Source organism: Lysinibacillus sp. (genome assembly GCF_032093475.1).
GTDB classification, from domain to species: domain Bacteria; phylum Bacillota; class Bacilli; order Bacillales_A; family Planococcaceae; genus Lysinibacillus; species Lysinibacillus irui.
The window spans coordinates 19828-43508 of sequence record NZ_DAMDAY010000020.1; the positions used below are offsets into that span (position 1 = coordinate 19828).

General features: G+C 36.7%; 23 protein-coding genes and 1 pseudogene. 7 read left to right on the forward strand and 17 right to left on the reverse strand.

Annotated features, from left to right (window positions below; all coding sequences use genetic code 11):
- Nucleotides 1–169: 169 nt before the first annotated feature.
- The 14 genes from csrA to RT445_RS06885 form a co-directional block, all read right to left on the reverse strand.
- Entirely contained in the window at nt 170–388 is a 219-nt protein-coding gene (csrA, locus tag RT445_RS06820) for a carbon storage regulator CsrA (protein ID WP_312504897.1), read from the reverse strand.
- Complete coding sequence (fliW, locus tag RT445_RS06825) at nt 388–831, reverse strand: flagellar assembly protein FliW (protein ID WP_312504900.1); 444 nt, start codon at nt 829–831, stop codon at nt 388–390. The genes csrA and fliW overlap by 1 nt, the downstream gene beginning before the upstream one ends.
- A gap of 14 nt (nt 832–845) precedes the next feature.
- A complete protein-coding gene (locus RT445_RS06830) occupies nt 846–1409 on the reverse strand; it encodes a DUF6470 family protein (RefSeq protein ID WP_312504901.1) in 564 nt (187 codons plus the stop codon).
- Between the two features lie 85 nt (nt 1410–1494).
- Nucleotides 1495–2412 carry a flagellar hook-associated protein FlgL gene (gene flgL / locus RT445_RS06835; protein WP_312504902.1) on the reverse strand — a complete coding sequence of 306 codons (918 nt, stop codon included), beginning with the start codon at nt 2410–2412 and terminating at the stop codon, nt 1495–1497.
- 27 nt (nt 2413–2439) lie between these two features.
- On the reverse strand, nt 2440–4017 hold the full coding sequence (flgK, locus tag RT445_RS06840) for a flagellar hook-associated protein FlgK (protein ID WP_312504903.1): 1578 nt from the start codon (nt 4015–4017) through the stop codon (nt 2440–2442).
- Nucleotides 4018–4033: 16 nt separating this feature from the next.
- Complete coding sequence (locus RT445_RS06845; protein ID WP_312504905.1) at nt 4034–4534, reverse strand: flagellar protein FlgN; 501 nt, start codon at nt 4532–4534, stop codon at nt 4034–4036.
- 27 nt (nt 4535–4561) lie between these two features.
- A complete protein-coding gene (flgM, locus tag RT445_RS06850) occupies nt 4562–4822 on the reverse strand; it encodes a flagellar biosynthesis anti-sigma factor FlgM (RefSeq protein WP_274795619.1) in 261 nt (86 codons plus the stop codon).
- A gap of 123 nt (nt 4823–4945) precedes the next feature.
- Entirely contained in the window at nt 4946–5359 is a 414-nt protein-coding gene (locus RT445_RS06855; RefSeq protein WP_274795618.1) for a TIGR03826 family flagellar region protein, read from the reverse strand.
- A gap of 69 nt (nt 5360–5428) precedes the next feature.
- Complete coding sequence (locus tag RT445_RS06860) at nt 5429–5851, reverse strand: ComF family protein (protein ID WP_312504908.1); 423 nt, start codon at nt 5849–5851, stop codon at nt 5429–5431.
- Between the two features lie 160 nt (nt 5852–6011).
- The gene (locus RT445_RS06865; RefSeq protein WP_312504910.1) at nt 6012–7400 is read right to left on the reverse strand and encodes an ATP-dependent helicase ComFA; all 1389 of its coding nucleotides are present in this window, start codon (nt 7398–7400) and stop codon (nt 6012–6014) included.
- A 45-nt stretch (nt 7401–7445) separates the two neighbouring features.
- Entirely contained in the window at nt 7446–8288 is an 843-nt protein-coding gene (locus tag RT445_RS06870) for a DegV family protein (protein ID WP_312504912.1), read from the reverse strand.
- A gap of 228 nt (nt 8289–8516) precedes the next feature.
- Nucleotides 8517–9062, reverse strand: a complete 546-nt coding sequence (locus RT445_RS06875) for a nuclear transport factor 2 family protein (protein WP_312504913.1) — start codon at nt 9060–9062, stop codon at nt 8517–8519.
- Between the two features lie 284 nt (nt 9063–9346).
- The gene (locus RT445_RS06880; RefSeq protein ID WP_274795611.1) at nt 9347–10021 is read right to left on the reverse strand and encodes a response regulator transcription factor; all 675 of its coding nucleotides are present in this window, start codon (nt 10019–10021) and stop codon (nt 9347–9349) included.
- A 35-nt stretch (nt 10022–10056) separates the two neighbouring features.
- Nucleotides 10057–11205: a sensor histidine kinase gene (locus tag RT445_RS06885; protein WP_274795610.1), complete on the reverse strand. Its 1149-nt coding sequence runs from the start codon at nt 11203–11205 to the stop codon at nt 10057–10059.
- A gap of 165 nt (nt 11206–11370) precedes the next feature.
- On the opposite strand from RT445_RS06885, the gene RT445_RS06890 reads away from it, so the two are divergent.
- On the forward strand, nt 11371–12006 hold the full coding sequence (locus RT445_RS06890) for a YigZ family protein (protein WP_274795609.1): 636 nt from the start codon (nt 11371–11373) through the stop codon (nt 12004–12006).
- Nucleotides 12007–12154: 148 nt separating this feature from the next.
- Nucleotides 12155–13207: an LCP family protein gene (locus RT445_RS06895; protein WP_312504914.1), complete on the forward strand. Its 1053-nt coding sequence runs from the start codon at nt 12155–12157 to the stop codon at nt 13205–13207.
- A 416-nt stretch (nt 13208–13623) separates the two neighbouring features.
- On the opposite strand, the gene RT445_RS06900 is transcribed toward RT445_RS06895, so the two are convergent.
- Nucleotides 13624–14691 carry a glycosyltransferase family 4 protein gene (locus tag RT445_RS06900; RefSeq protein WP_312504916.1) on the reverse strand — a complete coding sequence of 356 codons (1068 nt, stop codon included), beginning with the start codon at nt 14689–14691 and terminating at the stop codon, nt 13624–13626.
- Between the two features lie 227 nt (nt 14692–14918).
- Between RT445_RS06900 and secA2 the strand changes: the two genes are divergently transcribed.
- Together secA2 and RT445_RS06910 are read left to right on the forward strand one after the other, a co-directional pair.
- A complete protein-coding gene (gene secA2 / locus RT445_RS06905; protein WP_313470199.1) occupies nt 14919–17282 on the forward strand; it encodes an accessory Sec system translocase SecA2 in 2364 nt (787 codons plus the stop codon).
- A complete protein-coding gene (locus tag RT445_RS06910) occupies nt 17282–18178 on the forward strand; it encodes an accessory Sec system S-layer assembly protein (RefSeq protein WP_274795605.1) in 897 nt (298 codons plus the stop codon). Before secA2 ends, RT445_RS06910 begins: the two co-directional genes overlap by 1 nt.
- Before the next feature lie 96 nt (nt 18179–18274).
- Here RT445_RS06910 and RT445_RS06915 read toward each other — a convergent pair whose 3' ends face one another.
- Nucleotides 18275–19168, reverse strand: coding sequence for a C40 family peptidase (locus RT445_RS06915; protein WP_274795604.1), 894 nt, complete (start codon nt 19166–19168; stop codon nt 18275–18277).
- A gap of 250 nt (nt 19169–19418) precedes the next feature.
- Between RT445_RS06915 and brnQ the strand changes: the two genes are divergently transcribed.
- Both brnQ and RT445_RS06925 read left to right on the forward strand, forming a co-directional pair.
- Nucleotides 19419–20738: a branched-chain amino acid transport system II carrier protein gene (gene brnQ, locus RT445_RS06920; protein WP_313470202.1), complete on the forward strand. Its 1320-nt coding sequence runs from the start codon at nt 19419–19421 to the stop codon at nt 20736–20738.
- A 179-nt stretch (nt 20739–20917) separates the two neighbouring features.
- Nucleotides 20918–22291 carry a S41 family peptidase gene (locus RT445_RS06925; RefSeq protein ID WP_274795602.1) on the forward strand — a complete coding sequence of 458 codons (1374 nt, stop codon included), beginning with the start codon at nt 20918–20920 and terminating at the stop codon, nt 22289–22291.
- A 42-nt stretch (nt 22292–22333) separates the two neighbouring features.
- On the opposite strand, the gene RT445_RS06930 is transcribed toward RT445_RS06925, so the two are convergent.
- Nucleotides 22334–22933, reverse strand: coding sequence for a TetR/AcrR family transcriptional regulator (locus RT445_RS06930; RefSeq protein ID WP_313470204.1), 600 nt, complete (start codon nt 22931–22933; stop codon nt 22334–22336).
- A 548-nt stretch (nt 22934–23481) separates the two neighbouring features.
- On the opposite strand from RT445_RS06930, the pseudogene RT445_RS06935 reads away from it, so the two are divergent.
- A pseudogene (locus RT445_RS06935) lies at nt 23482–23681 on the forward strand (proline dehydrogenase family protein); the annotation flags it as partial.

Sequence of the window (23681 nt, forward strand, 5' to 3'; positions counted from 1 at the left end):
TTTGTCATTCCACATCCGTGTGGAATATCGGATTAGGTAGTATGTACTTCCTGACCCTTACAATCTATATATCGTAATTAGTTGAAAATGTTTAATAGTTTTTTAAAAGTTTTTTTATTTTTTATGTAATAGATTATTGATTGAAAATACTAGCTAAAGTGTGTATTTTTTATTTTTTCTTAAGTTGCTCTAAAAAACTTGAAGATGCTGTTAAAGCTTCTCGATTCTGTGCCTGGATAGCTTTAAAAACTTCGGAGCGATGTACTTTCACTGTTTTTGGGGCAACAATGCCAATTTTAATTTGTTCCCCTTCCACTGCTAATATTTTTATTTCTATTTGGTCTCCTATCATAATAGACTCATCTTTTTTACGTGAGAGCACTAACATTATTTCGCACTTCCTTCCAATGTTTGCATTGGGTAGCGTAGTGGATAGGTCTTATTATCTTGGAGGATAATTTGTTTCCCTAGTTTTTTATCCAAATTAATAATTAATGGAGCTAACAAATTAATGGTAGAGTCCTGCAACGTTTCCTTCATTGTCACAATTGTATATGTAAGCGCATCCTCTTCTTTTTCAATTTGTAACTGTTTTCGATCCTCGTCACTAATATCAAAGCTATAATCTTTTTTGAAGGCAAAAGGATAAGCTACTACAAAGCCTACTTCCATTTGATCAACTGATTGAAGTAATACTAATGGGAGACTTTCATCGATAGGTAGTAACACAAATTTTTTGTAATCCTCCAAGCCTAATAAACCTTGTTCAAATGTTAGAATATCTTGTTCTACAATTTCAATTTCTCCTAAAAATTTAGTAGCTATTCTCATTCTTTTTTACTCCTTTAAATAATGACGTCGATATTAACATCTGGTCTTTGTACCATTGTACTAATTACTTTGCCAGGTGTGTAGTCATGAATAGGTTTGTTCACCTTTGCGTCAATTATAGGTTCTCTTTTTTCAATATTAATGTCCGTAGTACCAGGTGTATAGTCGATTTTAACAGAACCTACAGAAGGAACAAATTTAATATTGAATGGCACACGATGAGGACCGTGGTTTTGTTTTGCGATATTTTGAATTGTAGCACGTCCTTGCCCTTTTCCCGCATTCTCCATTAATTGACGTCCCTCTCTTGCTCTACGTGCCATTCCTTCAAGCGCTCCTTGCTTACCTTCTTCTGCATAGTTTGCACTCGATTCCAAAGGACCAATCATTCCTATATCTCGTCTTGCTTGAGAGGAGTCGATTTGCAATATGCCTCTAGATGTACGAATCTCCAATATAGCTGCTGGCTGTTCAATCGTTTGGGTAGCTTTTGGCTGTTCAATATGCTGTCGCGGTTTGCTAATTTCAAGTTCTAGTTTTGCATCTGTTGTATGAATTTGAATTTGTGGAAGTCTCATCTATATCTCTCCTTTCAAGAAAAGCGTCTGAACAAATTGTCCAAACGCCTTTAAAAATTGGATATTTTCACATATAGCTACTCTACTATCTAATAAAATCTACTAATGTTTGTTGAATGATTTTAGCACCTACTGATAATGCAGCTTGATGAATAGATTCACTTGTAACCATCTCTGTAATTGCCTTTGCATAATCAACATCCTCGTTATTGGATAGTTGCTTAGTAACACTTATTTCACGGATTGAGAGACGATTTTCCATGAGCTCGACTCGATTTTGACGAGCTCCAACATCTGCTTGAGCCTCTAAAATGCGATTATGCATTGCCGTAATATCGTCCCCTGTACTTTGATCAGCTACGCCTCCTAGGGCATTACCGATTTCTTCCCCTGTAGCAGGACCACCAGCACGATTTGGATCTAATAAACCTGAAATTTTCTCCATCATTTTATCAACATCTTGGAAGAGACCAACACCTGGAGTATTTACATTCATTTGAATCCCATCATAGACCTCAATAACAACTGATTCTGAATTTACTTTTGTTGGGTCAATAACCCCATTTTCAAATAAAGGTTGTTGCGTATTTGTACCACTAAAAATAAAGCGATCTGCTATTTTTGTATTGCCTACATCCTGAATTTGTTTACGAATTTGATCAATCTCCATTTTAACTTTTTCGCGTTCTTCTGGAGTATTTGTATCATTCGCTGCCTGAATTACAAGTTCTCGAACACGCTTCATTTGTTCACCAACTTGGTTAAGTGACTCATCAGTCGTATCCAACCAGTTATTCACTTCATTCATATTACGTGTATATTGTTCTACTTGACCTAAGTCTCGACGATAGCCCATTCCTTTTACTGCAATTACCGGGTCATCTGAAGGTCTAGTAATTTTCGATCCAGAGTTAATTTGGTCTTGAAGCTTGGACATTTTGCCATAGCTACGGTTTAAGTTTAGAAGCATGTTATTGGATAACATAGATTGCGTTACGCGCATTTTTGTAAAAACTCCTTTCTAGTTTTTTTATAATCCTACTCGACCCATTCCATTGATGATTTTATCTAATGTTTCATCAACAACTGTAATCATACGTGCATTCGCATTGTATGCTTGTTGAAATGTAATCATATTTGTCATTTCTTCATCTAAAGAAACCGAGCTTACTGACGCACGATTGTTAGAAATTGATATTAACAAAGTTTCTGAAGTTTTATTTAAACGATAAGCCTCTTCACCATCTGTTCCTAATTTTCCTATCATTCCTTGATAGAACGAGTTAAATGTTGCCCCATCTAGGTCACTTGTTGTTATCGTTTTCCCCAATATTGTAACTGTTCCGCCATTTTGAACCATGGATTGAAGATTCGCTAGTTCAATTGCCCATTTACCGTTACCTTCCTCATTTGCTTGGGAGGAAGCTGCCAGCTTGGAGGAATCTGCAATAAGGTCATCATTTACTTTTATATTTCCTGCCGTTATTGGACCGCTAGAATCTGTTGTAAAGAAATCAGGGATACCGGCAGCACCTGATAAATCAAATCCTTCTGCATGCATAGCATTAAATACTTTGGCAAATTCTGCTGCTAATTTATCTAATTTAGCGATTGTTTCAGGATAATAACCTTTATTTGCATCATGTCCATAGGAATCAATAAGCGAAAGTAGGCTGCCTTTGCCTGGCTCCAATTGGTCATATGTAACAACCCCTGAATCCGTCATTCCTGATCCCGTTATTGTCATGTTATCGAATAAATTTGTTAAGTTATTGCCATCAATTTGAGTTGTACCACTATTGACTGCAATGCTCGCAAAGTCTTTTCCATCGACTAGCTTAATTTCAGTAGTCGTACCAAATGGTTTAAATATTATTGTGACGCTTCCTTCAGCAACATCACTTGCCAAACCGCCTGATTTCACATTTTTAATTGATACAGGGATGTACTCATTTAATTCGTCAATTAATGTATCACGCTGATCATATAAATCATTTGGAACGAGTCCATTCGGCTCTACTTCTTGTACTTGCTTATTAATCGCTGCAATTTGCTTCAAAATGGAATTAATACGTTCTGTTGCTACTTTTATTTCATTTCCCAAGTTCCCTTGAATCCGCTTCAATTGTGTATCTATGTAATTAAAGGATTCTGCTAAATGACTAGCACGTTCAATTGCTACTGTTCGAGACGAACTCTGTTCTGGGTTTGTGCTAACATCTTGAAGCCCCTTCCAAAATTGTTCCAATGCTGCATTTAAGCCAAATTGAGAAGGTTCGTCCATTATATCTTCCATTTGTGTAATTGCATTTGAACGAGACTCCCAATAGCCTAACTTATTCGTTTCCTGACGGTATTGTCTGTCAACAAATTCGTCGCGAATACGTTGAATTGAACCTGCTTCCACACCTGTCCCAAGATGACCAGGAAAATAAGGCGAATTCAAACCTGGCGTTGGAAAACCTTGAGTTGCTTGCATATTTACTCGTTGGCGAGAGTAACCTAGCGTGTTAGCGTTCGAGATATTGTGTCCTGTTGTGTATAAAGCTGTTTGTTGTACGAAGAGGCCGCGTTTGCTTGCTTCTAGGCCCATAAATGTTGAGCGCATGTTTCTTCCTCCCTTGTTATGCTTGTGAATCGAAATATGATTTTTTAGCTATATTGTTTGTGCCGCGGACCTCATTGCTAGAGTAATTCATTTGCTCTGTGCGAGGTCTTACGGCGTCTAGTGTTAGGTTGACGACTTGTAGAGATTGGAAAACGAGTTTTTGATTTAGATCATTTTGTTTTCGTAGGTCTTTGATGATTTGTATTAAGCGTTCGCGAACTGCTGATAGTGTTGCTTTGTCAGCTTGTTGTTCAGCAGCCTCGATGACATCTGCTACAGTTGTTTTGTCAGTTGAAGCAAGTCCCTTTGCTTCAAGGTAGTCCGTTACCTGTTTCTGACGCTGTTGCTCGAGCTTATCGATGGCTGCTACGTGTGCCTGCTCATCCTTGAGCAATTGGTCTAGAGCTTCGATATCGCCAGCTTTGATGATTTCTGTTTTTTTATAGGCTAGTTCAAGTAAGCTTTTATGCATTCTCTCTAGCATCGTTAGTGTAGAACTAATCGCTTCTACAGACATATCGCTATACACCCTTTCTGCTATTCCCTAGAAACGATAATATTTCAGCATATCCTCCGCTACTTTACGAGCATCTACTTTGTATTCACCAGATTCAATGTCTTTTTTCAATTGCTGTACGCGGTCAGCTCGTTCTGTACTGTAGGTTGAAACTCCTTGCAATTCCTGCGCTGCCTTTGAAATTTCAATTTTATCTGCAAAAGAAGCTTTGTTTGTATCTGATTTTACATTGCGCACTTGGTTTTTATAGGCGTTCACCGCATTAATTCCATAAGATGTAATTTTCATATCGAAACCTCCTATCTAAAAATCTTATCTTACTATTATTTCGGATTGTCTCACATAATGTTAAGTTTTCACATATAAAAAAGTGTGCTAATTTTGTTTAAAATTAACACACAATTCCAGTTATTAACGTTTTCGCTCTGAGTGATACGTGACACGATCACGTTGCTCTACACTTTCACGGAATTCCTTTGCCGCTTCAAATGTACGCAAATCGGCCTTTAATTCATCCTGACATTTCGTACAAAGCTTGCCTTTCGTTGTCAGGTGACCACAGTTATCACATGGATAGCCAAGGTTAGGGAACATGGCTGGCTGCAAACGACCTTTGCGAACCCATCTGTATAATAGCTCTTCTTCTGCTCCTGTTGCTTCCACAATGCGTTCAACTGTTGCTGCACGGTTTTCTCGTTTACGTAAGAAGCGGTAGACGATTTGATACAGTTCTTCCTCTGATTGTGCACATTTATGACAAACCTCTCGGACCCCTGTATAATTGAAAAATTCATTACATTTTGGACAATTACGAACCTCTGCCATCTATTTTCCTCCTCTTACAACATTTCTTATCTATGAATGTTATTTATTATACATTACACTTTGGTATTTTTAACCTTCAATTAATGTGAAGTATTGGACATTTTTAGCACCTGCTTGTTTTAACACATCTGCAGCATGCTGTAAAGTCGTTCCTGTAGTTTTTATATCGTCAAATAGAAGATAATCTTTATGCTCCACGTGTACATCCGTCATCAAGCGAAAAAGTGGTGCCGCATGTAACCGTTGTTCTCTATTTTTAGAGCTTTGTGTCTCGGTAGTAGTCTTTTCTAGTAGCTGAATATATGGGACATGAGCAGCCTTCAATAGTTCCTCTGTATGCGAAAAGGTGCGTTCCTGTTGTTTGAGGGGATGCACGGGAATTGGAATAAAAGTCGCCTTTTCTTTCTTAAAGCGAGTATATAGCTCCTGACGAAATACTTTTGCGAGGGCTACATCTTGTAGAAATTTAAACTGGTGTAAGAAATCTTTCATGTGATCATTGTATTGGTAGAGTGCGGTAGAGGAGTTTGAGCGTTGAAAGTGAGAGTTACACCTTTCACATATTGTCGGTAAAAATTGCTTTATTAAAAGTGTTTTCCAGGAAATAATGGTGTTTAACGATTGAGAGCATATTAAACAACGCGTTTCTATTTTATTCATTGAAAAATCCTTTCTTATTATAAAAAAGAATTTTTGCACGCGCCTCGTCCATCTCTGTCGTAATACCGTGATGAAAGTATAGGACGTCCCCATCAGGAAATTGAATATTTCGTCCGACACGGCCTGCGATTTGAATAAGTGCACTAGCTGTAAAAACGGGGGTTTCAGCCCCAATAACAGCCACCTGGACATTGCTGATCGTAATGCCTCTTTCTAAAATAGTTGTCGTTAATAATCCTGGCACTTCTTTATTTCGCAGTTTCACCACTTTCTCTTTACGCTCCGAATCCTCTGCATGCACAGCAAGTATATGTTCATTTATTAATTGAAAAAGTGGTGCTGCTATCTTCATTAAACTAATTGTCGGGAAAAATATTAAAAATGGTTCATTTCGACTCAAACGCTCCTCTGTCCATTGTTTAAGCTTCTTAGGAATCTTACCTCTATTAAAGCTTTTTTCATAGCCCCACAAAGCATGAAATTGAGGGACTGGTAATGGGTAATTGTGATAGCGCTTTGGGATAAAAGAGTAGCTTTCTTTGTGAAAAGACTGAAGTAACTTTTGTGCAGGGGTTGCAGTGACATATACAATGGGAGCATCATTTCTTTTCGCTTTTTCAACCGCTCTTTGCAATGTTTCATCAAATGTATAAGGAAAAGCATCTGCCTCATCTACAATCATGACATCAAATGCTTGTTCAAATCGGTAGAGCTGATGGGTCGTCGCAATGACAAGCTGAGCATAACCAGCTTGCTTGGATGCACCTCCATATAATGCATGAATGATAGTTTTAGGAAAAACTTGCTGAAAGCGTGGATAGAGCTCTAGTACAACATCTGTGCGTGGTGTTGCAATACAAACACGCAAACCACGCTTTAAGGCATCATGAACCATAGGAAATAGCAGCTCCGTTTTACCAGCGCCGCAAACCGCATGGATTAGATGCGAGCGTTGTGCTTGCACACTTGCTAATGCTTCATTTGCAGCCTGTTCTTGTAATGTAGTAAATTGTCCTGTCCATTGTAAGATATGGTTGCTCGTCTTTATCGCCTTAGGACCTGTCCAAACCATTAATTGTGTACAGCTACTTACCCTCCCCATCTTGATACAATGCCGACAATAAATACATGGTTGCTGACACTTTGAACAATCAAATATCGTGAATAATTGTCGATTTGTATTATGGCAACGATTGCATTTTATAACTGGCTTCATTTGAATTCCTTCTATTAAACAGAAGTATTTATGATTGATTGCTTTATCCATATCATCTTTTGAAAATGGAGCATGATTCTTCAGCCAAATGCGACCTTCATGGAAATCACGCATTGCGGGCGGTACTATCCAGCCTTTATATCTCATTAATCTTTCTCCCTTCATAGAAAAAAGCCTCTACTTTTGCAGTAGAGACTCATTCAATTCAAATTATTTTTTTGTCCAGCCTAAGCCTAAAGATCCTTCACCTAAATGTGTTCCGATGACCGGACCGAAATAGCTTAGTTTAAAGTTTACATGTGGGTACGTTTTCGCTAATTGTTCAAGCCATTCTTGTGCCTCTGCTTGGCAATTACCGTGAATGACCACCGCATCCAGTGCATCATACTTTTTCGCATCCTCTGCTAGCAGTTCTTCAACTCGCTTTAATGCCTTTTTACGCGTTCGAATTTTTTCGAAAGGTACAATGACCTTGTCCACAAAATGCAAGACTGGCTTCACTTGTAAAAGACCTCCGATTAAAGCTGCTGCTGCAGATAAACGTCCACCACGTTGTAAATGCGCTAAGTCGTCTACAATGAAGTAAGCACGAATATATTGCTGCATGTCCGCTAATGCTGCAAGGATATCTTTTGCTGAATAGCCCTCTTTCGCCATTTCAGCTGCTTTTAAAACATAGAAGCCTTGAACCGCACAGGATATTTCACTGTCAAAGGCATGAACCTTAATACCTTCTACCATTTCACCTGCTTGTATTGCACCTTGATATGTTCCACTAATACCGCTCGATAAATGAATGGAAATAACCTCGTCATATTCTTTCGCCAGCTCATCAAAGAGAGCGACAAATTCTCCGATTGGAGGCTGTGTTGTTTTCGGAAATTCCTTTGCACCACGCACCTTATCATAAAATTCAGATGCTGTGATATCTACTTCTTCTGCAAATAATTGACCTGAGATATTAACGCTTAAAGGAATCATATGAATGTTTAAGCATGCACGTTCCTCAGCCGTAATATATGCAGTACTATCTGTTACGATTGCCGTCCTCATCTAAGTCCACTCTCCTATGATTCTTAGTTTACAATCTATTCCTTCTCGCTGCAATTGTTGTTGTGTCGTTACACTAAATGAAAACAAAAAGAAATGAATGTGAAATGAATGACGTTCACGTTTTTTGCCATTCAGAATGGTGCTAGTAAGCAGCTTCCATTTCACATTCATTTTTTATGTATAGTAGGCTTATCTTCACTCAATTAGGTTGAATGAAGATAGCTCCTGTTAATTGCCTGTACTTGATTGTGAGTCATCACCAATATAAAAGACACTTGTTACTTTCCAATCGTTGTCTTCTTTCACAAAGACGGTTACTTGACGTCCTGCACTTTCATGCTCGACATTTGTCTCAAGTTGAAGAGAGTGCATTTTCATATTGGCAAACACTTGAGCCTCTTCTGGTTCATATTTAGCAATCGTTACGTTTTCTACATCACGCTTAATATCAAATTGCTCAAATACTTCTGATGCATATGTTTTTTCTTCATCGTATTTAAAACCTTTTGGATTTTTCGAAATGGTCTTCATATAACGATCAATTTCTTCAGCGTTCAACGCTGCAATATACTCATCAAAAGATGCTAATATAGCTTTTTCATCTGCTGCTGGTACGTTTTCAGCTTTTTCTACGTTACCACCCATCATCTCAAAGCCTACTGTACCATCATCTATTACTTTTTCTCGTTCTTCGTCACTCATTTTCTCATCTTTATTACCACAGGCAGTTAACACTAATAAGATTAAAACTGCTAGAAAACTTTTCTTTAACATCAAAAAACCTCCCGCGCATATTGTAGCATATAAATGCTGTCGTAGGAATTTTGTTGTGCATTTTCAACATTTAGGTGCTACATCTTCCTTATGACGCATTAGGCTGTAAAATGTTGCATGGTCTGTTAGTTTTCTTGTTAAATGCACCTTTTACGATGTTACAAAATTGTGAATGACTCGCTATTCCAAGAGTAACTGCTATACAAATAATTACCATAAAACAATAAAAAACTGTTTTAAAAACTACTTCATAATAAAGTAGCTTTTAAAAACAGTTTTTGCAATTATCGTACTTCAACCCAACCATTTTTAATGGCTGTTACAACAGCTTGTGTACGGTCATTCACATTCATTTTTTGTAGAATACTTGATACGTGGTTTTTAACTGTTTTTTCAGAGATAAATAATGTCTCACCAATTGTACGGTTAGATTGTCCATCTGTTAACAGCTGTAAAACTTCACATTCACGTTTCGTTAGTAAATGGAATGGACGACGAATTTCTGTTTGGTGGAAGTTTCCTTTATTTTCGTGCTCTGATAGTCGTTTAAATTCTGCTACTAGGTTTTTCGTTACTTTTGGATGTAAGTAAGAGCCACCATTGGCAACGACTTTAATCGCCTCAACGATTTCATCTGCATCCATCTCTTTTAACATATAACCAAGTGCACCTGATTTTAAAGCATGTGTCACATATGTTTCATCATCGTGAATGGACAGCATAATCACTTTTGCATCTGGGAATTCACTGATTAACTCCGATGTTGCTTCTACACCATTTTTGCCTGGCATGTTAATATCCATAAGTACAACATCTGGTTCGTTTTCAGCATATAACGTAACCACGTCTGTACCATCGTCACCTTCAGCTACTACATCAAACGTATCTTCAAAGTCTAAAATACGTTTTACTCCTTCGCGGAATAGCTGGTGATCGTCTACAATAATAATCTTTGTCATTTGTCTTTACCCCCTAAATTTCTGCAACAGTTACATCATTCTACTTCTAACGGTATTTTAAATAACACCGTTGTCCCTCGATTGATTTCACTCGTAATGGTAATTGTACCATTTAAAATTTCAATACGTTCTTTCATTCCTAAAATCCCAAAGGAATGATCTTTCACTACTTGTGGGTCAAAGCCTATGCCGTCATCTTTTACAACAACATTGACTGCATCCTTTAACCATTCAAGCTTTACCCAAATGTCTTTACACTTTCCATGCTTCATGGCATTTGTTACACATTCTTGTACTAATCGGAAAATGGATACTTCATAATTTGAAGGTATACGTTTTTCTGTACTTCTCGATTGGAAATGAATTTCAACACCAGGATTGTATTCAGTCACTGTCGATAAATACTTCTTTAATGTCGGAACAATTCCCAAATCATCAAGTGCCATTGGTCGTAGATCATAAATAATACGTCGCACCTCTGATAAAGCATTCCGCACCGTTTTCTTTAAATCGGCCATTTCAGCCAATGCATTTTCAATACCTTTTTCACGGTACGTTCTATCTATTAAATCAGTGCGCATTAGTACATTTGCAAGCATTTGAGCAGGTCCATCGTGAATTTCTCGCGATAAACGCTTACGCTCCTCTTCTTGAGCTGCAATAATTCGTATGCCAAAATCTTGCTTCATTTTTGCTTGTTCAAGCGCTAAACCAACATTTTTTAAATCAGAAGTTAAGTAATTCAAAACGACATTTACCTGATTGACAATATGATCAGCTCGTTCAATCGTATCGAGTAACCCTCTTAATCTTCTCTCTAGATCATCTCTTTTATCGCGTAGCTGCTTTTCTTGTGTTCTCATAACGGAGAGCTTTACTTGAAAATCATGTGCAGTTTCATATGCTTCTCTAACTTGTTCTTCGGTATAATTATCAAAAGCTTTACTCACTAATACAAGTCGTTGCTTAGCAAGCTGCGTACTTTTTTCCAAAGCATCGCCTTCATCAATGACGATTGATATTTGTTTTCGAACAATTTCTAGCTCTTTTTGCATATCTTCAAAGCTTCTTCGGCTCTGTTCACTTATAATAAAGATATCGTCCTTCGAGCTCATTATTGTATCTAACATTCGATTAAAAATGTCATCAAGCGACTTTAAATCGAAGGTATCATTTGAAAACATAGTATACTCCCCAGTCTAATGTCTTATGATTACTTACTATTTTAATAGACCAAATTCATATATTCCATAGTCTACACCTATTATAGCATTACCATGCTAAAATTTAATGCTTTTTCTTCACGAAAATTATAGAATAGAACTCTAGTTAAAAGGAGATTGATACGGATGAGAGAAAACTATTTAACAGTAAAAGGTTATGGTGAAAGCGAAATTGTCATTTCAAAATCCCGCTTTCTCACTTATATAGAACGTGCAGAAACGGAAGAGGATGCAATTTCTTTTATAGATCGTATAAAAAAATTGCATCATAATGCAACTCATAATTGCTCAGCCTATATTATTGGAGAGCATGATCATATTCAAAAAGCGAATGATGACGGGGAACCTAGTGGTACGGCTGGCGTCCCTATGTTAGAGGTCTTAAAAAAACAAGGCTTAAAAGATACTGTCGTCGTCGTGACTCGCTATTTTGGAGGAATTAAATTAGGTGGCGGTGGCCTTATTCGCGCTTATGGAAAAGCAACAACTGAAGGTCTTATAGCTGCCCAGGTGGTTGAACGCAAACTTCATCATTTCCTGAATGTTGGCATTGATTACACTTGGCTCGGAAAAGTAGAAAATGAAATAAGAGGTTCGTCCTATACGTTAGAGGAAATTCGCTATTTAGAGGGTGTAGAAATCATAGTTTCTGTCCTAAAAGAGGAAGAAGAACAGTTCCGAAGTTGGATAACAGAAATGACAAATGGACAAGCAGCCATCACATTCGAAGATGCTCAATTTGTAGAATTTATTGTCAAATGATTAGTTTTAATTGTCGAAATTAAATACGCATAGTATAATTTTTTTGTTAGGCTATTTTTATTGACCACATGTTTACTTCTTAGTAATTGAATAAAATTTAGCTTTATCGCATTATTATTCCCAATAATTAGAGGAGAATATATCTATTATGAAAAAAAGATCTGTAAGTCCGAACAAAAAGAGGTCTTCTAAAGCTTCATTAATTATAAAAGTTACACTACTATTAGTTGCCAGCTTGGTAATTTGTGTAACGGCTTATGCTGTTTACCTTACAAAACAGGTAGAGCATGCCGCAGACTCAGCTTATGAGGAATTAGAAGGTCGAGAGGTTTCTAAGCAAAGTGTAGAAAAAGTAGAACCGGTACATGATAATGTATCTATTTTATTTGTCGGGGTTGATGATAGTGATAATCGTGGACAAGGTTCGGATCATTCACGTTCCGATGCACTCGTTTTAGCTACACTAAATAATAAAACCCATACAATTAAAATGTTAAGCATTCCTCGTGATTCTTACGTTTATATTCCTAAAGTAGGCTATAAAGATAAAATTACTCATGCTCATGCAATGGGTGGAACACTTACTACTATTGAAACAGTAGAAGACCTATTTGATATTCCTATCAATTACTATGTACGTATGAATTTCAATGCTTTTATTGATGTAGTTGATGCTTTAGGCGGTATTGAAGCAGAAGTACCTTATGCTTTACATGAATTAGATGAATTCGATAAGTATACAATTAACTTACAACCAGGCTTACAGCATTTAGATGGTAGTCAAGCACTTGCACTCGCAAGAACACGTAAGCAAGATAGCGATATCGAGCGTGGTAAACGTCAACAAGAAATTCTTTCAGCGATTATTAAAAAAGTCGCTTCTATTGATGGCATCACAAAATATGATGATGTGATCAAAGCTCTTGGTAATAATATGAAAACAGATATGACATTCACTGAAATGAAATCCTTCATATCTTATTTATCAAAAGGCGCACCACGTATCGACTCTTTAACATTGGACGGTACAGACGATATGTCTACTGGTATTTATTATTACCAGTTAAATCAGGATTCTGTTGAAGAAGTAAAAGAAATTTTCAAGAACCATCTTGGCATAAATGAACAATCCTCAAGCCTAACAAGTGGCAATACAGGAACAAATAGTGCTGCTAGTGATGATGATTCAATCATTGAATAAACAATAAAACTTTTAGACCGTAGACAAACTTTCTTGTCTATGGTCTTTTTGTATTACAATCCTTTGATAATTAGCTACCCTTTTCTCTTACCCTGTCATAACACAAATAAACTAGCTCACTTAGTTTCTCTCCCCTTTCATTTCCTATACATAAAAACTGCGCAGGATCTTCCCTCTCATGATTGGAGTACCAGTTAATCAATGTTAACATTTCTCCATTGATTTAATTTCGTACTTAATAGAAGGTGTTTATGTAAAAAAATTAGAGCAACAATCCTATAATAGAAAAGCAGGATCCATAAACCCTGGATAAAAACAGTTCGAGCCATGGCTATAAAAAAACCGTAGTCAAACTCTCAAATTTTTGAGTTTGACTACGGTCGGAGCAATCACACAATATGTATGATTGATATATTTTATTTACTAAAGATCCGTACAAAGTTTAATAATGGTTTATAGTTTTTACCAGCAAGCCCTATGATCTCAACGAAGATTTCAATGGCTGTTAGGATGACAGCTACTAGTAAAATTGCGCCCCAAACTTTTGCCATAGAGAAAATGATCGCTGCTAATCCAAACATCATCGCGATACCGTAAATAATTAGTACCGTTTGACGATGTGTGAAGCCCATATCCAATAAACGGTGGTGTAAATGTGATTTGTCTGGATCAGACCATTTTTTCTTCATACGTACGCGACGAACAATCGCAAAGAATGTATCAGAAATCGGTACACCAAGAATAATAATTGGAATGATTAACGAAACGAATGTAACATTTTTAAACCCAAGTAATGCTAGCACGGAAATCATAAATCCAAGGAACAGTGCCCCTGTATCACCCATAAAGATTTTTGCTGGGTGGAAATTATAAAATAAGAAACCAAGTGAAGCTACAGCTAAAATGGCTGCTAACGCTAATACAAATACATTGCTCATAATAAATGCCATGACAGCTAAAGTAATAAGTGCAATCGTAGAAACACCTGCAGCTAAACCGTCTAAGCCATCAATTAAATTTACGGCATTGGTAATACCGATGATCCAAATAATTGTTAATGGGATACTCAGTAAACCAAAGTCTAATGTACCTAAAAACGGTAGATTAACCATATCAATATCAATACCGCCTACAAAAACAACAATTAGTGCAGCAATTAGCTGACCAAGCATTTTTGCTTTAGCGGAAATCTCACGCATATCATCAATAACACCTGTAACAACGATGATACAAGCACCAATAATGATAGCTAATAAAGCTTCATTACTACCATGTTTCGTATCGACTAAAAACGAATATAATATCGTCACACCGATGATAAAGGCAAGAAAAATCGCCAAACCGCCAAGTCTTGGCATAATTCGAGCATGTACTTTTCGATAGTTTGGTGCGTCAACTGCACCTATTCTAAACGCTAAACGTTTCACTAATGGAGTTAACAAAATGGATGCAACAAATGCTGCTATTAAAGACACGTAAAGCATGTCTCTCCTCCTCAAAAAAATATAATCTACATTGAAATCCACATTGATTATAGCATGAACAAGCATTGAAATATACTTTTTCTAAACATTTTCCACGATTTCACAAATATTTTGTACATTTTAGCATTAATAGATTCCTATATAGTCAATTGTAGTCACCATTCGCAAAATTTGATAGAATAATGGAGTGTCTAGCATTTAGACAACTTTAAAGGAGCGTATATTTCATGTTCTCAATTTTCAAAAGTAACAAAGAGCAAACAAGTGCTCGTCAATTAAAACGCTACTATAAAATAGTAGATCAAATTAACAATCTTGAAGAAAAATATGTCAACAAGTCAGATGCCGAATTACGAGAAATGACTTTTATTTTCAAAGATCAATTAGAGCATGGTGAGCCTATTACATCTATCATCCCGGACGCATTTGCTGTTGTACGCGAAGCCTCAAAGCGTGTATTAGGAATGCGTCATTTTGATGTACAGCTGATCGGTGGTCTTGTATTAACAGAAGGTAATATTGCTGAAATGCCAACAGGTGAAGGTAAAACACTAGTTGCCTCCCTTCCCTCCTATGTGCGTGCATTAGAAGGTAAAGGTGTTCATGTCATCACAGTAAATGATTACCTAGCAAAGCGTGACTATGAGCTAGTCGGTCAAATCCATCGTTTTCTTGGCTTAACTGTTGGTTTAAATGTACCGATGATGGAAGCTGATGCGAAAAAAGAAGCTTATAATGCAGATATTACATACGGTGTTGGTACTGAATTTGGTTTCGATTATTTACGTGACAATATGGCCTATAGCCTAGCAGATAAAGTGCAACGTCCTTATCACTTCGCCATTATTGATGAAGTGGATAGTGTATTAATCGATGAAGCAAAAACACCGTTAATTATCGCAGGTAAAATGCCGTCCAACGAAGAATTACACCGCATTGCTGCTATGTTAGCTAAACGTTTCAAGAAAGATGAAGACTACGATTTCGATGAAGAAACGAAAGCTACTTCCCTAACAGATAAAGGTATTGAAAAGGTTGAGGCTGCCTTCAATATTGACAATCTTTATGACTTAGAACATCAAACACTTTTCCATTATGTAATCCAAGCTGTTCGTGCACACGTTATGTTCAAACGCGACGTAGATTACATTGTAAAAGAAGATAAAATTGAACTTGTCGATATGTTTACAGGCCGTATTTTAGAAGGCCGTTCACTTTCTGATGGCTTACATCAAGCGATTGAAGCCAAGGAAGGCGTAACAATTACAGATGAAAATAAATCACAAGCGCAAATTACGATTCAAAACTATTTCCGTATGTATCCGAAGCTTTCCGGGATGACGGGTACAGCGAAAACACAGGAAAAAGAAATCCGAGAAGTGTACGGCATGGAAGTTGTGCAAATCCCAACAAACCGTCCACGACAACGTATCGATCAACCTGATATTATCTTTAGCACACAGGAAGCAAAATATAAATATGTTGCTGCTGAAGTTAAAAAACGTCATGAAAAAGGCCAGCCAATTCTAATTGGTACAACATCGATTTTACAGTCTGAAACAGTGGCTGACTATCTGAAAAAAGAAAAATTAACATTCCAATTACTGAATGCAAAAACGGTAGAGCAAGAAGTTGAGCTTATTTCGCAGGCAGGACAAAAAGGTCGTATTACTGTAGCGACAAATATGGCTGGCCGTGGTACAGATATTATGCTAGGTGAAGAAGTTCATGAACTCGGTGGTTTATATGTAATTGGTACAGAAAAGCATGAAAGCCGTCGTGTGGACAATCAGCTACGAGGCCGTTCTGGTCGTCAAGGTGACGTAGGCGAAAGCCGCTTCATTCTCTCTATTGAAGATGATATGTTCCGTCGTTACGCAAAAGAAGAAGTTGAAAAATTCTCTGCAAAAATGATCGTAGACGAAAATGGAATCATTCAAAATAAAGAGGTTCAAGAGCTTATTGACCGTACACAGCGTATTGTTGAAGGTTCACAATATGGCATGCGAGAGTATAACTTAAAATTAGATGATGTTATAAATGATCAACGTACCGTGCTTTATGGACTACGCGATAAAATTTTAGCTGGTGAAGATTTGATGGGCGAGCTAAAAAAAATGCTGCGTGAAACTGTTGATTTTGCTGTGCATGACGCTGCACCAGAAGATGTATCATCTATGGAGTGGGATTATGATCAAATGGAGCAAGCTCTTAACTCTCTGTTCATTACACCTGTTTCAATCGATCGTGAAGTAGGAAAAGTAAAGCAAATCCTAGCTGATATTCAGCCTTCTGAACAGGAACTACTCGACCATATGGAGAGGTTTGCTGAAAACGAAAGAGTCATGGAAGTATTACCTCAAATCATGCTTAGCTACATCGATAGTGGCTGGGTCAAGCATTTAGAGGCCATGACACATTTAAAAGAAGGTATTGGCTTACGTCATTATCAACAAGAGGATCCAATGCGAATTTACCAACGAGAAGGGCTTGAATTATTCGGGAAGAATTTCCAAGAATTACGCCGTTCTATCATTATAGAAATTACAGGCTTCATGAAAACAGTTGAGGCACAACAGGAGGAACAATAATGGGCTTATTTTCATTCTTTAAAAAATCGGACAAAGTCGTTCAAGAAAACACAATTGACTCTAAGGACTTACTAGGAAATGTTTCAACAAATAAAGGTGATAACCGTGATGTTGAAACAAAGCTGTCCTTCCACCCAGAATGGGACGTACCTCAGGAGCAAAAATATATTTTTAACTTCCTAGCTAATGAGCTAGAACCATTGAAACCAAATCAATTATCGCTTTCTTCTATTAGTATTGAAGAAGCACGTGGTGGAAAATGGCTAGTGCGTGCATTTTTCCGTTCTTCTTTACCACAAGCGATTGAACTAGGTGAAATTGAACTTTTCATCATGGATAAAAATGATGAGCTTGTAGCTTCTAAAAAATTCGATTTTAAAGAACTTGGCACAATCCCTGCTGAAAGTGCTCGTCCTTGGGTTTTTGAATTCGAAAAATCTTCAATTAAAGTAGATGAAGTACCTGAAGATGGCTGGAAAATTGCCTTTAATCTTATTTCCCTTCGTGGTCACCAATTAGAATTAGATCCATCATGGGAAAAACAACTACCAGCAGCTCAAAAAGAAGAGCTTGAAAAAATTGTAAAAACACTACCAAAGCTAGGTGAAACAGAGGTAAACTTCACAGGCTTACAGGCTAAATTAGCTGACAATGGTAATTTAAACGTCTCTATTTTTATCCGTAATGGTCACAATAAAGCGATTAATCTAGAACAATTACCATTAGAAATTATCGATGCTACAGGCAAACAAATTGCCAAGGGTTCATTTAAAATGGATCCAATCTTAACTGTACAACCTAATTCAACAAAGCCTTGGACATTTATTTTCCCAGCCGAGCTTGTTGATGCAAAAGATGCTGACCTTTCTCGTTGGACAGCACGTGTAACACAATAACATGTAACCCCCTTCTAACTTAACTGGAAGGGGGTTTTATGTTTTATTGAACTCACAAAAAAGCGATCTTTGCCTAAGCAAAAATCGCTTCTTTTCTTATTTCACGCCATCAAAACGTTTATAGCCTACTAACTTAGAAGACCAGTACGAATATGTCACATCCGAAATTTCTACCCCATCTGTGCCCGCATGGATGAATTTATTATCGCCAAGATAAATGCCCATATGAGAAATTCCTTCTTTATAGGTATTCTCGAAGAATACTAAATCCCCAGGTACCGGATTTTCTACATGCGTTGTATTGCCATTATAGTATCCTTCACTGCTTGCTCTTGCTATTTTTAAGCCCCCCTGATTAAAGGCATAAAAAATAAAGCCACTACAGTCTAACCCTACTGGTGTATTACCACCGTATAGATATGGAGTGCCAACCAATGTATTGGCAACTTCAACTGTTTTTTTATAAATCGCCTGTCCATTTGCTGTAGGGTCTTTAGCTGTTACGTTGGATGATGTGCCCGCATCTGAAGTTACATTATTATGTATAGGATTGCTGTCGGGTTTCACTGTTGCTGAAGTAATTTTTAACACCTGTCCAATATAGATGATGTCTGACTCAAGCTTGTTCCAATCCCTGATATCCTTAATTGTCACATTATATTGTTTTGCTATTTTTGATAATGTGTCACCTTTCGCTACAGTATGAGAGCTAGCTGTTGGTTTCACAGATGGTGATGGTGCTGAAGGTTTTTTCCCCTCATTCGTTGCTTGCTTTTGAATCTCTAGCTTTTGTGCTACATAAATCGTATCTTTTGATAGATTATTCCACTTCATGATATCCTCAATCGTGACTTGGTGATTATGGGCGATTTTGGATAAAGTATCTCCTTTTTGTACGGTATATGTTGCTGCTTCTGCTGGTTGTAGTGCTAAAAATGAAGTTGCAATAGTGCTTAAAACAAGAATTCTCCATTTTTTCGTATTTTGCATTCCAAAGTGCCTCCGTTCGTGCTAGAATATTTCCTTGTGTGTCTATCATACTAGATAACTACCTGAAGAAAAATCGGAAATACTGACTATTTTTCAAACATTCTAGCAAACCTATAAAATACGACGAAATCCGACTATATTGCGATAATGTATACATTGCAAGATTAGCGTTCCTATGATAACATACACTTCTGTATTTAAAATTTTTAGAAAGTTTTATCTTTTCAATCTTAAAGGAGTTTTTATACTTATGAAAAACATCTTGCATTTCATCAAAGGAAATTTAGCAGTAGGATTACTACTATTTGCCTTGTTCTTGGGTGCTGGTAATATTATTTTTCCACCGTTATTAGGTCAACAAGCCGGCGAGAACATTACGATAGCCATGATCGGCTTTCTAATTACAGGTGTTGGTTTACCATTACTAGCAATTGTTGCTGTCGCAAAAGCAGGGGGCGATTTACAACTGTTAGCCAATCGCGTCAGCCCTGCATTTGGAGTGATCTTTACATCAATTGTCTATTTAGCCATTGGGCCGTTCTTCGCTGTACCACGAACTGGCTCCGTGTCCTATGAAATAGGTATTGTGCCATTTCTTCCTGAGGCTATGAAGGATCATTGGGCACCCCTATTCATCACATCTATTTTGTTTTTTGCTTTAATTCTTTACTTATCTATTAATCCTTCGAAGCTTGTCGACCGAGTAGGAAAAATCCTAACACCCGCATTGCTTCTTGTTATTTTATTACTAGCTGTTAAAAGTTTTATCTCTCCAATGGGCGAGCCAGGAGAAGCTGTAGGAAAATATATTGGGTCTCCTTTTGCAGAAGGCTTTGTACAAGGTTACTTAACAATGGACGTACTAAGTGCACTTGTTTTCGGTATCGTTATTTTACAAGCATTGCGTGATATGGGAATGAAAGATACGAAAAAGCAAGTCAATACGACGATTTTTGCAGGTGTCGTTGCTGCTATCGGCTTATCATTTGTTTATGTCTCACTTAGCCATATCGGTAACACAAGTATTCAGGCAATTGGTTCCTCCACAAATGGTGGAGATATTATTGCAAAATCTGCTGAAGTGCTCTTCGGTAGTTTTGGAAGTATTATTTTGTCTGCGACTATTTTACTAGCATGTATTTCAACAGCAGTCGGTTTACTGACGGCCAATGCACAATATTTTCATAAGCTGTTCCCTAAAATTTCATATAAAACATTTTTAATTGTATTCACTATTTTAAGTGCAGCCATTACAAATGTTGGACTTTCAACAATTATTAGTGCATCTCTACCTGTCCTGTTAATCATTTATCCATTAGCTATGGTATTGATGGTGTTATCGTTAGCTGATCATTTCTTTAAAGGTGGACAAGTTGTTTATATTTTAGCGCTTATTCCAACTTTCTTTGTCAGTCTATACGATGGCTTCAAGCAAATGAAAATTACAATCGAACCATATGAAAATGTGCTTAAAGCATTGCCGCTCTATGAGCAAAATCTAGGATGGTTATTGCCAGCGATTATCGGTGCATTCATTGGTTTTATTATTCATAAGCTTTTCAAAAAGTAGTCCTCTCAATCTGCTTCCTGTTTAGTAGGAAGCAGATTTTTTCTGTTTATTAAAGCCCCCATATCAACTTCGCTTGATGTATAATAAAAATCAGATAGTCAATTGTTAAATGTATCCATCTGCTTACACCTTAGTAGAATGGTGCATTTAAAGATTGAGCTCTAGAAAAGAGGTGTCCTATGAAAAAATTAATATGGTCTTTTGTCTTTGTTTTAAGCTTTTTCCTCTTACCATTCGCGACTACTCACGCTGCTAGTAATGAACCACAGCTAGTCAAAGAAATGAAGGAAATTATTCGTAATACGTATGTGGGGACAATCAATGGAGATTTAGAGAATGCCACATCCATCAAAGAAATCATCGATATGCTCGATCCCTATTCAACTTATTTTACAAAAAAAGAATTTGAAGATTACATGAACAGTATCAATCTATCAACGATTGGGATTGGTGTAGTGATTGAAGAACATGAAGATGGCATTCATATTTTACAAGTCATTGAAGGCAGCGGTGCCTTTGAGGCAGGTGTTCAGGCAGGAGATATCATTATCGGTATAAATGGCGAGACCATAGCGGGGCGCTCTACGCAGGAAGCCTCTTCCCTCTTAATCGGTGATGAAGGTACTAAGGTGAATGTTACTTTGAAACATAGTAATGAAACGACATCGATTAAAACGATTACCCGTAAACAGTTTACATTACCAAATGTACACTCTGAATTACTGTTTGGTAATGTTGGCTATATAGCAATGTCTTCATTCTCTGAAGATGGTGCACAGCTCGTCAAAAAAGCTCTTACTGACCTAAAACAGCTTGGTGCTAAATCGTTCATCTTGGATTTACAAAATAATGGTGGCGGCTACGTGACAACAGCGGAAGAAATGACAGGACTATTCCCATCTGCAAAAGTAGCTTATTTGTTGGAGGAAGCACATGACTCCTATACAATCCCAGCAGTTCAGCAAGATACGAAGTTCCCAGCAAATACACGTATTTTAGTCAACCGTTATAGTGCTAGTGCTTCGGAAATGCTTTCTGCATCATTAAAAGACCAAAAAGCCGCTATTTTATACGGTGAAACAACATATGGTAAAGGTGCTATGCAGGGCTTTTATACGCTTCATGATGGAAGCTACCTAAAGCTAACTGTCGGTAGATTCACAGGACCTGCTCGTCAGACTATTCATGAAGTAGGTGTCAAACCAAATATTCAAACGACAACCGCTCCCATTTTTCAAGCACATTTTGATGCAATAAAGGAGCAATATCCAAAATATAAAAAACTCTCTACTGTGAAGAACGTCGCAAATAAAGAAAAAATAACGGTAAAAGTTTCGTTACCAGTCTCATCGCAAATTGCTAAGGGTCGTGTTCAGCTTGTTGCTTTAGGGGCTAATGAAGTTTCGGCAACTGCTAAAGTTGAGGGGCAAACACTTATTGTTACACCAACAAAGCCGTTATCACCAGACCAAGAATATATGCTACTTATTCATCCAAATACACATAGCAAAGTACAAAAAGGCTACTATCAGCATATAAAAATAAATAAATAAATAAATCCTCTCAGCGATAGCAAATATCGATGAGAGGATTTTTTATACCACTTCTTTTGTTTTCCAAAAATATAATTGGACAATGTCATTCGCTAGTTCAGCAGGTAATCTTTTATGTTCTAATAAATTGGTTACTATTAATCTTTCTATTGAACCTACTAAACTATCAATCATTATTTTGATATCCACATTACACAGCTGCAAATCTTTGTCGCAATCATGAAGATAAATAAGATGGATCAATTGCTGTGTCAATTGGATTTTCACTAAGCTTGATTGCTCCGATTCAATAAAACCTATTTTCGTTAATTTCGGATTTTCAACGATGTAAACAAATAGGTTTACTAACTTTTGCTCTAGCAAAGCGACAAAGCCCTGCAATCCATTTTCAACAATTTCTGCTGACTTATTATTCATCACGTCAAAAAATCCACTTTGAAATTGTGTATTCAAATCGTTATAAAGTGCATCCTTACTTTTAAAATACAAATAAAAGGTTGGCTGTGTTACATTAGCTGCCTTTACAATGTCACTAATTTTTGTATGATGATAACCTTTATCGGAAAAAAGCTCTATCGCTTTTTCAAGTAATAGTTGTTTGCTTCGTTCACCATTTGAATTAAATTTTCTCCCTCTCGGCATACTTTCCACCTTATCTTAGTTTAGAGTAATCATATATCTTCTGTATGATAGACACACTATTCTAAATCAAAAGTAACTATTTTTAACAATTTGTTCATAATTTAACCATAATTATACACTATTTACTAAGAATACACCCTCCTTTTTTTACTATAAACTAATATTTATATGCTGTTTACATCGATAAATACAAAGTGGATATCCAAGAATTTCTTCTAAGATATCCACTATTCTTCTTCACATAAAATTATGTCAAAATAATAGTTAGTGCCAAAAACCAACTTAATTAAATTTCCGAAAATTACAATAATATCATTTTACACATATACTTACCAACATAATGCAAATCTATTATTTTGAAAAGTCCTTTTTTTTGAAAAAAATTTTTTTATTTGTATATTTAGCATATAAAAAGTCAATCACCACAATACTTTTAGCCCATTCTCCTCCCTTTAAAAAAATTTTTTCTAAAGATCAAACCATTTTACTTTTCAGAAAAAGTGTTATAATCGCCAAGAATTTAAAATTTTCAATTTTGGAGGCATATGATGGTATTACGTGATTTTTTCATTTACTTATCAGAGAACAAATTATTAAATAGTGCTGCACAAAAATATGGGCTAAAAATGGGTGCTCAAAGTGTTGTTGCAGGTACAAGCTTACCTGAAGTTGTGCAATCGATTAAAGAATTAAACAAAGCCAATATTTCTTGTACAGTCGATAATCTAGGTGAATTCGTTTACGAAAA

Excerpts from the sequence above, each read along its gene's own strand:
- RT445_RS06890 (WP_274795609.1), top strand. The coding sequence starts at position 11,371 with ATGAGAGAAAACTATTTAACAGTAAAAGGTTATGGTGAAAGCGAAATT.
- RT445_RS06880 (WP_274795611.1), bottom strand. The coding sequence starts at position 10,021 with ATGACAAAGATTATTATTGTAGACGATCACCAGCTATTCCGCGAAGGA.
- RT445_RS06855 (WP_274795618.1), bottom strand. The coding sequence starts at position 5,359 with ATGGCAGAGGTTCGTAATTGTCCAAAATGTAATGAATTTTTCAATTAT.
- flgL (WP_312504902.1), bottom strand. The coding sequence starts at position 2,412 with ATGCGCGTAACGCAATCTATGTTATCCAATAACATGCTTCTAAACTTA.
- RT445_RS06845 (WP_312504905.1), bottom strand. The coding sequence starts at position 4,534 with ATGTCTGTAGAAGCGATTAGTTCTACACTAACGATGCTAGAGAGAATG.
- RT445_RS06860 (WP_312504908.1), bottom strand. The coding sequence starts at position 5,851 with ATGAAAGATTTCTTACACCAGTTTAAATTTCTACAAGATGTAGCCCTC.
- flgM (WP_274795619.1), bottom strand. The coding sequence starts at position 4,822 with ATGAAAATTACATCTTATGGAATTAATGCGGTGAACGCCTATAAAAAC.
- RT445_RS06930 (WP_313470204.1), bottom strand. The coding sequence starts at position 22,933 with ATGCCGAGAGGGAGAAAATTTAATTCAAATGGTGAACGAAGCAAACAA.
- RT445_RS06875 (WP_312504913.1), bottom strand. The coding sequence starts at position 9,062 with ATGTTAAAGAAAAGTTTTCTAGCAGTTTTAATCTTATTAGTGTTAACT.
- RT445_RS06865 (WP_312504910.1), bottom strand. The coding sequence starts at position 7,400 with ATGAAGGGAGAAAGATTAATGAGATATAAAGGCTGGATAGTACCGCCC.
- RT445_RS06915 (WP_274795604.1), bottom strand. The coding sequence starts at position 19,168 with ATGCAAAATACGAAAAAATGGAGAATTCTTGTTTTAAGCACTATTGCA.
- flgK (WP_312504903.1), bottom strand. The coding sequence starts at position 4,017 with ATGCGCTCAACATTTATGGGCCTAGAAGCAAGCAAACGCGGCCTCTTC.
- RT445_RS06895 (WP_312504914.1), top strand. The coding sequence starts at position 12,155 with ATGAAAAAAAGATCTGTAAGTCCGAACAAAAAGAGGTCTTCTAAAGCT.
- RT445_RS06830 (WP_312504901.1), bottom strand. The coding sequence starts at position 1,409 with ATGAGACTTCCACAAATTCAAATTCATACAACAGATGCAAAACTAGAA.
- csrA (WP_312504897.1), bottom strand. The coding sequence starts at position 388 with ATGTTAGTGCTCTCACGTAAAAAAGATGAGTCTATTATGATAGGAGAC.
- fliW (WP_312504900.1), bottom strand. The coding sequence starts at position 831 with ATGAGAATAGCTACTAAATTTTTAGGAGAAATTGAAATTGTAGAACAA.
- secA2 (WP_313470199.1), top strand. The coding sequence starts at position 14,919 with ATGTTCTCAATTTTCAAAAGTAACAAAGAGCAAACAAGTGCTCGTCAA.
- RT445_RS06885 (WP_274795610.1), bottom strand. The coding sequence starts at position 11,205 with ATGTTTTCAAATGATACCTTCGATTTAAAGTCGCTTGATGACATTTTT.
- RT445_RS06910 (WP_274795605.1), top strand. The coding sequence starts at position 17,282 with ATGGGCTTATTTTCATTCTTTAAAAAATCGGACAAAGTCGTTCAAGAA.
- RT445_RS06925 (WP_274795602.1), top strand. The coding sequence starts at position 20,918 with ATGAAAAAATTAATATGGTCTTTTGTCTTTGTTTTAAGCTTTTTCCTC.
- brnQ (WP_313470202.1), top strand. The coding sequence starts at position 19,419 with ATGAAAAACATCTTGCATTTCATCAAAGGAAATTTAGCAGTAGGATTA.
- RT445_RS06900 (WP_312504916.1), bottom strand. The coding sequence starts at position 14,691 with ATGCTTTACGTGTCTTTAATAGCAGCATTTGTTGCATCCATTTTGTTA.
- RT445_RS06870 (WP_312504912.1), bottom strand. The coding sequence starts at position 8,288 with ATGAGGACGGCAATCGTAACAGATAGTACTGCATATATTACGGCTGAG.